Annotated in this window: 13 protein-coding genes; 7 read left to right on the top strand and 6 right to left on the bottom strand. The window is 55.4% G+C overall.

Going from position 1 to position 11,509, the window contains the following annotated elements:
• Nucleotides 1–24 precede the first annotated feature (24 nt).
• Both AC0KVQ_RS03535 and AC0KVQ_RS03540 read left to right on the top strand, forming a co-directional pair.
• Entirely contained in the window at nt 25–1,689 is a 1,665-nt protein-coding gene (locus AC0KVQ_RS03535) for a nitrite/sulfite reductase (RefSeq protein WP_473419740.1), read from the top strand.
• Nucleotides 1,682–2,206, top strand: coding sequence for a DUF934 domain-containing protein (locus tag AC0KVQ_RS03540; RefSeq protein WP_473419741.1), 525 nt, complete (start codon nt 1,682–1,684; stop codon nt 2,204–2,206). The genes AC0KVQ_RS03535 and AC0KVQ_RS03540 overlap by 8 nt, the downstream gene beginning before the upstream one ends.
• Nucleotides 2,207–2,243: 37 nt before the next feature.
• Here AC0KVQ_RS03540 and AC0KVQ_RS03545 read toward each other — a convergent pair whose 3' ends face one another.
• Genes AC0KVQ_RS03545 through tsaB form a run of 4 tightly spaced genes read right to left on the bottom strand, consistent with a single transcriptional unit; the run spans nt 2,244 to nt 5,539 of the window.
• Entirely contained in the window at nt 2,244–3,443 is a 1,200-nt protein-coding gene (locus AC0KVQ_RS03545) for an EAL and HDOD domain-containing protein (RefSeq protein WP_473419742.1), read from the bottom strand.
• 58 nt (nt 3,444–3,501) lie between these two features.
• Nucleotides 3,502–4,386 (bottom strand): uracil-DNA glycosylase, encoded by an 885-nt coding sequence (locus tag AC0KVQ_RS03550; RefSeq protein ID WP_473419743.1) that lies wholly within the window; start codon nt 4,384–4,386, stop codon nt 3,502–3,504.
• Nucleotides 4,383–4,829 (bottom strand): ribosomal protein S18-alanine N-acetyltransferase, encoded by a 447-nt coding sequence (gene rimI, locus AC0KVQ_RS03555; protein ID WP_473419744.1) that lies wholly within the window; start codon nt 4,827–4,829, stop codon nt 4,383–4,385. The genes AC0KVQ_RS03550 and rimI overlap by 4 nt, the downstream gene beginning before the upstream one ends.
• Nucleotides 4,829–5,539: a tRNA (adenosine(37)-N6)-threonylcarbamoyltransferase complex dimerization subunit type 1 TsaB gene (tsaB, locus tag AC0KVQ_RS03560; protein WP_473419745.1), complete on the bottom strand. Its 711-nt coding sequence runs from the start codon at nt 5,537–5,539 to the stop codon at nt 4,829–4,831. The genes rimI and tsaB overlap by 1 nt, the downstream gene beginning before the upstream one ends.
• 59 nt (nt 5,540–5,598) lie before the next feature.
• Here tsaB and AC0KVQ_RS03565 point away from each other — a divergent pair, with 59 nt between their 5' ends.
• Nucleotides 5,599–7,383, top strand: coding sequence for an extracellular solute-binding protein (locus AC0KVQ_RS03565; RefSeq protein WP_473419746.1), 1,785 nt, complete (start codon nt 5,599–5,601; stop codon nt 7,381–7,383).
• 88 nt (nt 7,384–7,471) lie between these two features.
• Nucleotides 7,472–7,765, top strand: a complete 294-nt coding sequence (locus AC0KVQ_RS03570; RefSeq protein WP_473419747.1) for a hypothetical protein — start codon at nt 7,472–7,474, stop codon at nt 7,763–7,765.
• On the opposite strand, the gene AC0KVQ_RS03575 is transcribed toward AC0KVQ_RS03570, so the two are convergent.
• Both AC0KVQ_RS03575 and AC0KVQ_RS03580 read right to left on the bottom strand, forming a co-directional pair.
• Nucleotides 7,756–8,031 carry a hypothetical protein gene (locus AC0KVQ_RS03575; RefSeq protein ID WP_473419748.1) on the bottom strand — a complete coding sequence of 92 codons (276 nt, stop codon included), beginning with the start codon at nt 8,029–8,031 and terminating at the stop codon, nt 7,756–7,758. The two genes, AC0KVQ_RS03570 and AC0KVQ_RS03575, sit on opposite strands and share 10 nt — an antisense overlap.
• A 65-nt stretch (nt 8,032–8,096) precedes the next feature.
• Entirely contained in the window at nt 8,097–8,588 is a 492-nt protein-coding gene (locus AC0KVQ_RS03580; RefSeq protein ID WP_473419749.1) for a site-specific integrase, read from the bottom strand.
• Between the two features lie 144 nt (nt 8,589–8,732).
• On the opposite strand from AC0KVQ_RS03580, the gene AC0KVQ_RS03585 reads away from it, so the two are divergent.
• The 3 genes from AC0KVQ_RS03585 to AC0KVQ_RS03595 form a co-directional block, all read left to right on the top strand.
• On the top strand, nt 8,733–9,275 hold the full coding sequence (locus AC0KVQ_RS03585; RefSeq protein WP_473419750.1) for a HEPN domain-containing protein: 543 nt from the start codon (nt 8,733–8,735) through the stop codon (nt 9,273–9,275).
• Between the two features lie 102 nt (nt 9,276–9,377).
• On the top strand, nt 9,378–10,472 hold the full coding sequence (locus AC0KVQ_RS03590; protein ID WP_473419751.1) for a hypothetical protein: 1,095 nt from the start codon (nt 9,378–9,380) through the stop codon (nt 10,470–10,472).
• A gap of 141 nt (nt 10,473–10,613) precedes the next feature.
• Nucleotides 10,614–11,509: IS5 family transposase (locus AC0KVQ_RS03595; RefSeq protein WP_473419752.1), on the top strand; the 896-nt coding region annotated here is incomplete at its 3' end.

An 11,509-nucleotide genomic window follows, 5' to 3' on the forward strand; every position in this document is an offset into this window, starting at 1 on the left:
CCAACCCGCGAGATTGACAGGCTCATGTATCGCTACGATGAATTTGACCAGAAAATCGTGGACCAGCGCGTAGCGCAATTCCGCGATCAAACCCGCCGCTATCTGGCCGGAGAACTGACCGAAGACCAGTTCCGCCCCTTGCGTCTGCAAAATGGCCTCTATGTCCAGCGTCATGCACCGATGCTGCGTGTGGCCGTTCCGTACGGCCTGCTTTCTAGCAGACAACTGCGCACGCTGGCCATGATTGCGCGCAAGTATGACCGTGGTTATGCCCATTTCAGTACACGCCAGAACCTGCAATACAACTGGCCTGCGCTGGAAAGCGTACCCGAGATCCTGGGCGAGCTGGCCAAAGTCCAGATGCATGCGATCCAGACCTCGGGCAATTGTATCCGCAATACCACGACTGACCAGTTTGCCGGCGTGGCTTTTGATGAAATTGTCGATCCGCGTATCTGGTGCGAAATCATCCGCCAGTGGTCAACCTTCCATCCCGAATTCGCCCATCTGCCGCGCAAGTTCAAGATCGCGATCAATGGTGCGCAGGAAGACCGTGCCGCCATTCTGGTCCATGATATCGGCCTGGAAGTCGTCAAACGTGCTGGCGAGATCGGCTTCAAGGTTTTCGTCGGCGGTGGCCTGGGCCGTACGCCGATCATTGGCGAGCTCGTCAATGAATTCCTGCCGAAAGAACACCTGCTTTCCTATCTTGAGGCGATCCTGCGCGTTTACAACCGCTATGGCCGGCGCGACAACAAATACAAGGCGCGTATCAAGATTCTGGTCAAGGCGCTCGGGGTTGAAGTCTTTGCTGCCAAGGTGGCGCAGGAATGGGCCTTCCTCAAGGATGGTCCTCTCACCCTGACCCAGGCAGAGATCGACCGTATCGCCGACTTCTTTGTTCCGCCAGCCTATGAGCAGTTCGCGGGCGACGATGCCGGCTATCTCCAGCTCAAGGCCGACAACAAGGCATTCGCGCGCTGGATCGAGCGCAATGTGTTTGCGCACAAGGTGCCGGGTTATGCCGCGGTAACGCTTTCGCTCAAGCCCACCGGCACACCGCCGGGCGATGTCACCGCCGAGCAGATGGAAGGCGTGGCCGATCTGGCCGACCGCTACAGCTTTGGCGAAGTTCGTTCCTCGCACGAACAAAACCTGATTCTGGCCGACGTGAAGCAAAGCGATCTGTTCGCGGTATGGGAAGCAGCCAAAACACTGGGTTTTGCCACACCGAACATCGGTCTGATTACCGACATCATCTGCTGTCCGGGCGGCGATTTCTGCTCGCTGGCCAATGCCAAATCGATTCCGATTGCGGAAGCCGTGCAGCGCAAGTTCGATGATCTGGATTACCTGTTCGATCTGGGCGATATCGACCTGAACATTTCCGGCTGCATGAATTCCTGCGGTCATCACCATGTCGGCCATATCGGCATTCTGGGTGTCGACAAGAATGGGTCCGAGTGGTACCAGATTGCGCTGGGCGGCCGCCAAGGTCGCGATGCATCGATCGGCAAGGTGATCGGACGCTCCTTCGCACAGGATGAAGTGGCTGGCGTGATCGAGCAGATCATCGCCGTGTATGTTGAAAACCGCCAGCCGGGCGAGCGCTTTATCGATGTGGTGGATCGCATCGGCATCGAGCCCTTCAAGACCCGCGTGTATGCCAAGGAGACCGCTCGTGTCTAAGATCATCAAGAATCGTCAGATCGTAGACTGCGACGATACCCTGCTGCGCCTGAACGAAGATGGCAGTTTTGCCGATGTGCCCGCCGCAGGTTTGGTGCTGGTACCGCTGGCGCAATACCTGGCGCAGCGCGAAGCCTTGCAGGCGCGCGGCAACGTCGGTGTGTGGTTTGCCGCCGCCGATGAGGTTGAAAGCCTAGGCGATGAAGCCAGCAAGCTGGCGGTGATTGCCGTGGAATTTCCGGCATTTACCGATGGCCGCGGCTTCACTACCGGGCGGCTCTTGCGCGAGCGTTATGGCTACAGCGGGGAATTGCGCGCGTTTGGCGATGTATTCAAGGATACGCTCAACTATCTGGTGCGCTGCGGCTTTGACAGTTTTGCCGTACGTGAGGACAAGGATATCGCTGAGGCACTCAAGGGGCTCGATGATTTCACCGAGTTCTATCAGGCCGATGCCGCCAACTTGCCGCTGTTCAGAAGACGCGCGCTAGAGCTGCCTGACCGGTTGGTACGCTGAAACAGATGCCGTTCACTTGTCTGGGTGAACGGCATTTTCATTTGCCAAGCGTATTGGCCCAGGCCATGGCTTCCAGTGCCAGCAGCGGGCATTGCGGATCGGCGGTTTCCGGGCAGGCGCTTTCCATTGCTTGTGCCTTGGCCAGCAGTTGCCCGAGGATGCCCTGCTGCTGCAACAAAGCATCGCGCACGTTGTCGCTGAGGTTCAGCGTGGCAATCAGCTCAGGCAGGGGCTGGTTGAACAAAGCATCCAGCAGCGAGAGCATGCCGACCATGAAGGCTTGTTCATGCAGGGTTTTGTTGGCCGGATATTGTTTTTGCGCGAGCAATTCCATCAGCTTGCCGCGAATGGCTGCAGTTTGCGCCAGCGGCGATCCCGCACCGCCTTGTCCGCCTTCCTGGGTAAACACCAGCAACTGAATCCAGCGCGCCAGCTGGCGGCGGCCGAGCATGGTGATGGCGCGCCCAACACTGTCGATCTTGTGCACGGCACTGTTGCCGACAGCGTTGACCAGCTTGAGCAGGCTGATGGTCAGGTCCGGAGAGAGTTTGAAAGCAGTTTCGATTTCGCTGTTTTCGGCATCGCTGTGCGCCAGCCCCAGCAGCCGCAGCAGCGCGGTTTGCGAAGGCGAGGGTTTCTTGCCGCTCATGATGCAGGGTTTGGCGAAGAAATAACCCTGGAACAGATCGAAGCCCAGCTGCATGCAGCGATCGCGCTGCTCAACCGAATCGATTTTTTCTGCCAGCAGTTTGACCGGGTAGCGGTGCAGCGCCTGCACGGCGCGGCTGATCTGCCAGGTGGTGCTGCCAAGCAAATCGAGTTTCACATACTGGATATGGGGCAGGATGGCGTGATGCTGCGGGCCGATATCGATGACATCATCCAGCGCAAGCTGGAAGCCCTTGCCGCGCAAGTCTATGCACCGATCGATGATCTGTGGCGTGATCTCGACCGTTTCCAGAATTTCCAGCACGACCTGCTGGGCCGGCAGCAGTTCCAGCACATCGGACAAAAGCAGGTCTGCATTGACATTGATAAAGCCCAGCCGCTTGCCCAGCACCTTGTCCAGGCCAAACTGGGTAAAGGTGTTCTGGATGACATGCGCCGTGGCGAGGAAATCATCGGTGACCATGGCCTGATTGATGCCGTCGGCATGGCGAAACAGCAGCTCATAGGCAACAAGCTGGTTGTTTCTGTCCAGAATGGGCTGGCGGCCGAGGTGGAAGCTGATATCCATAGGGTTGTGCCGCAGATTGTGTTGCCTGCAAGCATACCTGATCGTGCGGCAGATGCCGTTATCGTTTGCCGAGGATGTCGCTCAGACGCAAAAGATCGTCCCACGCCTTGGCTTTGTCCGGCAGGTTGCGCAACAGATAGGCCGGGTGATAGGTCACCAGTACCGGAATGCCGCGCCAGTCATGCGTCTTTCCGCGCAGGGCCGATAACGGCGCATCCGTTTGCAACAAGGTATGCGCGGCAAAACGCCCCGCAGCCAGGATAACCTTGGGCGCAATCAGCTCCAGTTGCCGCAGCAGGTAAGGGGCGCACAAGCCGATTTCATCTGGCAGCGGATTGCGGTTTCCCGGTGGACGGCACTTCAAGACATTGGCGATGTAGACGCGTTCGCCGCGCTTTTCGCCGATGCTGGCCAGCATGGCATCCAGCAACTTGCCGGCCCGACCAACAAAGGGCTCACCCTGCTGGTCTTCCTCTGCGCCCGGTGCTTCGCCTACGATCACCAGGTCAGCGGCAGGATTGCCCACGCCAAACACGGCCTGCTGGCGCGACTGGCACAAGGCACAGGCGCTGCAGGTGCTGACCGATGCTTGCAGCGCATCCCAATCCATGCGCGCAATCTCGTCGGCGCGCGGATTGGCTGGCTGTGGCGTCTGGCTGGTTGTCGCCGCCGGTTCGATGTCTGCAGGCGCGTGCGTGGGCCTCGTTGCCGGGGGCTGGCCAAGCATCGGGGCGATGGCGCGATTGGCAGCGCGAGCCACGGGCGGCAAAGGGTGGCGGGCCTGTGGTTCCAGGTTGGGCGTGATTTCCTCAGGCCGGGGAATCTGCTCCACCGGCAAGGCTTGCGTGGCAATATCCTCCTGCTCGTCTGCTTGCCACAGCTCACGCCGCACCCACAACGGGGTGAGTTCCAGCTCTTCCAGTATCAGCGCGCGGCGGTTCATGGTTGTGTCCTGTCCAGATTCCGGGCATACAGCAGTGCGTCTTCGCGCCCGTCTGCTGTCGGGTAGTAGCCCTTGCGCCGACCGAGTTCGTTGCATCCGGCAGCCAGATAAAAATGCTGTGCCCGCAGATTGGAGGCGCGTACTTCGAGCAGCAAGCGCTGCTTGTTCTCCGTGCACAACTGATCGCACAGGCGATGGAACAACTGTTGTCCAAGCCCTGTGCCTTGTCGTTGCGGTGCCACCGCGATCAGCAGCAGTTCCGCCTCGTCGGGCAGATCCATGCACACGGCAAATCCGAGCAGCATGTCATCTGCAAACAGGCCCAGGCAGCGGTGTTGCGAAAGTGAATCCAGCCATTGCTGGCGGTTCCAGGGGTGCGGATTGGTCGCGACATCGAGCGCCAGCAAGGCTTCCAGATCGGTGGTTTGCAGCAGACGGATCATCACGGCTTGGTGCGCTCGCTGGTTTTCAGCGCCACTTTGTCGCGCAGGTAAACCAGTTCGGCCTCCTGTGCCGGTCGTCCCAGTCCTGCAGCAAAGCGGGGTAGTGCCAGCGCCAGCATGTCGGCTGCCAGCGGGATGCGTTCCGCTTCGGCCGCAATCAATTTGCCGGATAGATGTTCCGCCAGGATCGTGCCGTAGGCGGCAAAGCCACTGCCAGCGCCGGTCCAGTCATCGCCGGGCGGCAGCGGCAGCGCGTGCGGATCGCACACCGTGGCCGGGATGACCTCGCGCCAACCGGCATCGGTGCGTTCATAGGCGGCGGCATAGACCTGATTCATGCGTGCATCCAGACAGGCCAGAACCCGATTCGCGCCGCAGCCCTGCGCCAGCGCTTCCAGTGTGGAAATGCCGATCACCGGCAGATCACAGGCAAATGCCAGCCCCTGGACGATGCCGCAACCGATGCGCAAGCCCGTGAACGAGCCGGGGCCGTTGCCAAAGGCAACGCCTTCGATGTCCTGCATCGTCAGTTGGCAATCGTTCAGCAGTTCGGCCAGGCGTGGCAGGGTCTGCTCTGCATGTTTCTGTTCGATATGCCAGCAGCGGCCAACGATGCCATCTGGCGTGGTGACAGCGAGCGACAGGTATTCGGTAGAGGTATCAAGCGCAAGAAAGGGCATGGTTTGGCGGTACGGGAACAATCGCAGCATTCTACCATCCCTGACCGTTTCCGATTTCAGCCCGAAGCAACACGCTTTATCATGCAGGAATGAAACGACTGCTCACGCTTCTTTTTCTGTTGCTGTGTGTCCACCAGGCCTGGGCGGCGCATGCCCTGGCGCTTGGCTATGCGCCGAAATATCCGGCTGGCTTCAGCCATTTTTCCTATGTGAATCCGGATGCGCCCAAAGGGGGGGAGCTGGTGTTGCCCAATCCGGACCGGCGCACCAGTTTCGATTCGTTCAATCCGTTCGTGATCAAGGGTACTGCTGCCCCGGGTTTGTCTCCGCTGGTGTTTGAATCGCTGGCGGTGGCCAGTCTGGATGAGCCGGCCAGCATCTACGGATTGCTGGCCGAGGATATGCAGATGGCAAGCGATGGCCTATCAGCCACCTTCCGGCTGAATCCGGCCGCACGCTTCAATAATGGCGATCCGGTGCTGGCAGCTGATATCAAACACAGCTTCGATACGCTGACCAGCAAGGCTGCCAGCCCGGTCTACCGCTCCGCGCTGGCGGAGGTGGCTGGCGCGGACGTGCTGGATGCGCGTACTGTGCGCTATCGATTTGTCCGGCCCAACCCGGAATTGCCGCTGACAGTGGCCAGCCTGCCGGTTTTTTCGCGCAAATGGGGCGCCGGCAAGCCGCTGGAGCAGATCGTGCTCGATATGCCGATCGGCAGCGGCCCGTATGCCATTGCACGCTATGACCTGGGGCGCAATCTGAGCTATCAGCGCCGCGCGGATTATTGGGCGGCGGATCATCCGGTGCGGCGAGGCCAGTTCAATTTCGGCCGCATTACCTACCGTTTCTACAAGGATGATGTGGCCAAGCTGGAAGCCTTCAAGGCCGGCGAATTCGATTTTCTGGTGGAGTACAGCGCACGCAACTGGTCACGCCAGTACGTGGGACCGAAATTCCGTTCCGGCGAATTGCGCAAGCAGGCATTCCCGCATCACAACACCGCCGGCATGCAAGGCTTTGTGCTGAATATCCGCAAGCCGCAATTCGCCGACAAGCGCGTGCGCCAGGCACTGGGGCTGGCGCTCGATTTCGAATGGCTGAACCGCCAGTTGTTCTATGGCCAGTACGTGCGTATCGATAGCTTCTACTCCAACGGAGAATTGGCGGCACAAGGCTTGCCCAGTCCGGCGGAGCTGGCCTTGCTGGAACCGCTGCGCGCACGGCTTGATCCGGCCGTATTTGGCCCCGCACCAGTCCCTCCGGTTACCACTCCGCCCGATTCCTTGCGCAATAACCTGCGCCGTGCGCGTGATCTGCTTGCGCAGGCCGGCTGGACTTATCGCGATGGCGCGCTGCGCAATGCCAGGAGCGAGCCGTTTGTGTTCGAGTGGCTGGATGATGGTGGCAGCATGGGCCGCGTGTTTGCCGTGTACGAGCGCAATCTGGCCAAGCTCGGTATTACCGTGAAAACGCGACAGGTCGATTACGCGCTCTACCAGCGCCGGCTCGATGATTTCGATTTTGACCTGATCAGCCTGCGTTTTGGCGATACGCAAAGCCCGGGCATCGAGCTCTACGACTATTACGGCAGCAAGGCCGCCACAGAAAAGGGCAGCAGCAATGTGATCGGCATCAAGGACCCTGCTGTGGACCGGCTGATCGATGCGGTGGTAAACAGCCAGACGCGGGCTGAGCGTGTGACGGCCGTGCATGCGCTTGATCGGGTGCTGCGCCATGGCTACTACATCATCCCGCACTGGTATAGCGCCACCCACCGTGCGGCATGGAAAAACCGCCTGGCGTATCCACCCAATCTACCGCTCTATTACGATGCCGCCGGCTGGATGCTGGCAACATGGTGGATCAGGTAGCCAATCGAATACAAAACGATCGTGGCATGACAAGGAGCCTGCTTTGAATCGATACCGGCAGATGTTTCAGCGATGGCCTGTCGCTAAAATGTTCCTTTTGCTCTGCGCCTTACAGGTGCTGCTGATACTGCCGGGATATTGGTGGCCTGGCTATCTCGATTCCCCGATCGGCTTGGTTTTTCTGCTGCCATTCCTGATCGCGTATGCCGCACATGCCTTGGGTATGCCGGGTGTGCTGCAGCACAACGGCGCATGCGGATGGGGATGGTGTGCACCAACACTGCCAGGCTGGATGTTGGCTGCAGCAATCTGGCTACTGCTTACCTGGGGCATGGCCCGCCTGCTGGTGTCGCTGTTCTCGCGTCGGCGGGATCAGCCGTGATAGGTGTTGTGTCCATCAGTTGAATCCGCAAGGTCAAACCAGTCATTCATGGGTGACGTATAAATAGCCTGTCTGGCGGCCTTTACCCGCAGGCGCAACCTCCACAGGCGCATACCCGTGCCATAGCGTAAATGCGCCACCAGTCCGGTTATCCCATCCATCTGTTGCAACAATTGTTTCGCCTTCTGAACACTCAAAACCGTAGGGAGCTGAACTGCCTGTTTAGCGCGAGAAAACTCACCCACCCACGGCAAATCAACTTGCAATACCACCTTGTAAAGAAATGGCAGCGCTGACAGCGCCTGATTCTGAGAGCCTGTTCACGATCTTTTCACCGCAGCGTTCCGGGCAGTGCCGGATAGAGGCCAAGGCACAAACCGTGCCGTGGTACGTGTACCACAAGCGGTTTGTAACGCCGGCGGCTGCCGGCAATACCCGGAACCTGCCGGGCCAGGCAGGAAAATGGCCATCCACCGCATTGAACATCTTGGAAATAACTCGTTATTGCCAGTGTCGTTCGCCTTGTGGCTAACCCTTTTCCTGTCTGGCGCTGCGGTGAAAAGATCGTGAACAGGCTCTTAGTAGATGCTGAAACTTGCCGCACACTGGCCAGCCATGACAAAAAAGCCACAATTTCATCCTTGCCCATATCCGCCGGGTGACGCCTTTCGTTAAAATTAACAAAGAATTTCACCCAATAGATGTAAGCCTCTTCAGTGCGTAGACTGTAGTGGCGATAACGCAAGGCTTGGCACATGCGATCAATAAGGCGAGGCGCAGATTTTGGTGTGTGTACGGATGCAGGCGACACAGCAGTCAGCATGATGAGTCTCGTAAAGCGTTTGTTTTGATAGATTTTAATGATAGAACGATCGTTCTGTTTTTGCTGCCATCTGCCGAATTAGGCGACAGATGGTGTGTTATTTTTTAGGCACCAAGTGGTGCCTACATATAGTTAGAGATTTTCATGTCACGCGCCAAACAGTCATTTGAAAATGGCATTAAAGACGCAGAAGAATTGCTCGCGCACTTCGATGCGATTAACTGCAACCCACCTCCTGCTAACGCTGAAGTATTAAAACGAGCAGGGTTGGTTATGGCACTCACCGCTTGGGAAACTTACGTTGAAGATCGCCTTGTCGAAGCAATGGATAAAAAGCTCGGCGTTGTCGCAGGAAGTTATGTTGGTGATTTTATTCACAAAAAATTACAACATGATTTGAAGCAATTTCATAATCCGACATCAGATAAAACAAAGAAAATTTTTGTTGATTATCTATCCATTGATGTGACTGAGGGTTGGAGTTGGGCAAATCACGATCCAGAAAAAGCGCGAGCAACACTGAATGCTTGGATTGCAAAGCGAGGCGAAGCGGTGCATCGTTCAAAACCAATTCAAAATGGTTCGCCTACATCTCATTTAATTAAACGCGATGAGCTTGAAAAAGTAATTCGTTTTATTCGTGAATTGGTTAAGGCCACAGAGGGTTGTCTTGAAAAAAATCTCTAACCCTTCAATGAAGCAGGGACGGTCAAAGGCAAGCTTTTGGCTCCCCTCGCTGGCGCTCGGCACACCTTATTCCAAACGTTAGCTAACATCTAGAGTACGCACATGAGCATTCACTCAGAGATTATATTTGGCATCATTGAAAATATTGAAACAAATTTAAACAAGCTGATCAATGAACTGACTGACAAGCGCATTCCAAACGTATTGCAGACATCAATAAATAATGCGAGTAAACAACTAGACTCAATTAATAAGAGCATTAGTGAGGGAGTCGACATTGATAGTCTAGGTAATTCAATAGCTATGCTTACACTGTTCATTGGAAATATGAGCAGTCAAACCCCAGAGACGAGTAAAATTACAACAGAAACAAAAGAAATAATTACTGATTTGCAAATTGATTGCAACAATCTAACAAACGCAATGAAAGAAAGGGTCAGCACATTTACGCCAGACGAGGCAAAAAGGAAGTCCGCAAATTATAACGAAAAAACAATAAATTCAAATTTAGCAAAACTTCTAGCCCAAATAGAAATAGCAAATGAATCACTTGAAAAAATTGATGAAAAACACAAAAAATCAATTAAAGATAATCAGGAAAAAATTGATTACACGGAAGAAATCATACGGGGAATTGAGCACAAGGCGCTAGAAAAAATATCAGAGGTTAATGCGCTGTTTGAAAAAGCAAAAACTGAGCTTGATGAAAAGAAGGCTGAAATTGATAGAATTGTTGGAATACTTAGCAATCATGCGATCGCAGGAAGTTATGAAAATGGTGCTGCAGAGGAAAAGAAAGCCGCAGAATGGTTACGATATGGATCAATATCGTGCATGATTGTGATTATTGCCATTATTGGATACACCCTCTGGGATAATGCACACAATGAATTTGATCTACAAAAAACCATATTTAGAACGGTTTTGGCTTTTTTGTTATCAATTCCATCGGCCTACTTGGCGAGGGAGTCAACAAAGCACAGAATACAACAATACAGCTACCATCAAAAATCTTTGGACCTAAAAGCAATAAATCCATACATTGCCTCACTCCCTAAAGATCAGCAAGACAAAATAAAGACTGACATAGCATCAAGAATTTTTGCAACTAATGAAAAAAATACAAACGACACATTTCCAATAAATACACAAGAAATAATAATGGAAATCATAAAAAAACTAGAGTTTAAGAAATAAATGTCAGCTAACCCTTAAATCAACCGGGACGGTTAAAAGCTACGCTTTAACAGGGTGGTGAAAAAGGAACGACCCCAATCAAAACGGGGTCTGGCATAGGCTGAGATAATCCCGACAACCCAATTTTCTGTTTTTACGACGATGCGCGGCAGTGATTTTGTTCAAGGGGCAATGTTCAGCTATGTGGATCTGGAGGACCGGATTCCTGCGGCTCATCCGCTACGTAAACTGAAGATCGCGGTGGATGCGATTCTGGTGTCGATGAGTGCCGAGTTTGATCGGCGCTATTCCCGTATTGGTCGCCCCTCAATTCCCCCCGAGCGCTTGCTGCGCGCACTGCTGTTGCAAGTGCTGTACAGCATCCGCAGCGAACGGCAGTTGATGGAACAACTGGATTACAACCTGCTGTTTCGCTGGTTTGTCGGGCTGGGCGTGGATGACCGGGTGTGGGAACGCACCGTGTTCTGCGCCAATCGCGATCGCCTGCTGGAACAAACCCTGCTGCGGGATTTCTTCAGGTGGGTGCTGGCATTGGCCGACTGGGCCGGATTGACCTCGGACGAGCATTTCAGCGTGGATGGCACGATGATCGAAGCCTGGGCCTCGCACAAAAGCTTTGTGCGCAAGGATGGCTCGGATGATGGCGACGGCGCAGGCGGTGGCCGCAATGTCGAAGCCGATTTCAAAGGCGAAAAGCGCAGCAATGCCACGCATGAGTCCAAGACAGATCCGGATGCGCGCCTGTACAAGAAAGCGAAGTTTGCTGAAGCCAAGCTCAGGCATCTGTCACACATCCTCATGGAAAACCGCAACGGGCTGGTGGTGGATGTGGAAACCACACAGGCCACTGGCACAGCCGAGCGGGAGGCTGCGGAAATAATGGCTGGGCGCACATTGAACCCGGGCAGTACCCTGGGCGAAGACAAAGGTTACGACGTGGCGGAACACCTGCAGGCGCTCAAGGCCCTCGGCATCAAGCCGCATACGGCCGCCAAGGAAAAAGGCAGCGCCGTGGATGGCCGGACAAAACGCAGCAA

The sequence above is a fragment of the Formivibrio sp. oc-25 genome, from assembly GCF_055810895.1.

What these genes read in the sequence shown, in the direction of transcription:
- AC0KVQ_RS03535 (WP_473419740.1), top strand. Translation starts at nt 25, where the DNA reads ATGTATCGCTACGATGAATTTGACCAGAAAATCGTGGACCAGCGCGTA.
- AC0KVQ_RS03545 (WP_473419742.1), bottom strand. Translation starts at nt 3,443, where the DNA reads ATGGATATCAGCTTCCACCTCGGCCGCCAGCCCATTCTGGACAGAAAC.
- AC0KVQ_RS03550 (WP_473419743.1), bottom strand. Translation starts at nt 4,386, where the DNA reads ATGAACCGCCGCGCGCTGATACTGGAAGAGCTGGAACTCACCCCGTTG.
- rimI (WP_473419744.1), bottom strand. Translation starts at nt 4,829, where the DNA reads ATGATCCGTCTGCTGCAAACCACCGATCTGGAAGCCTTGCTGGCGCTC.
- tsaB (WP_473419745.1), bottom strand. Translation starts at nt 5,539, where the DNA reads ATGCTGCGATTGTTCCCGTACCGCCAAACCATGCCCTTTCTTGCGCTT.
- AC0KVQ_RS03565 (WP_473419746.1), top strand. Translation starts at nt 5,599, where the DNA reads ATGAAACGACTGCTCACGCTTCTTTTTCTGTTGCTGTGTGTCCACCAG.
- AC0KVQ_RS03570 (WP_473419747.1), top strand. Translation starts at nt 7,472, where the DNA reads ATGTTCCTTTTGCTCTGCGCCTTACAGGTGCTGCTGATACTGCCGGGA.
- AC0KVQ_RS03580 (WP_473419749.1), bottom strand. Translation starts at nt 8,588, where the DNA reads ATGCTGACTGCTGTGTCGCCTGCATCCGTACACACACCAAAATCTGCG.
- AC0KVQ_RS03585 (WP_473419750.1), top strand. Translation starts at nt 8,733, where the DNA reads ATGTCACGCGCCAAACAGTCATTTGAAAATGGCATTAAAGACGCAGAA.
- AC0KVQ_RS03590 (WP_473419751.1), top strand. Translation starts at nt 9,378, where the DNA reads ATGAGCATTCACTCAGAGATTATATTTGGCATCATTGAAAATATTGAA.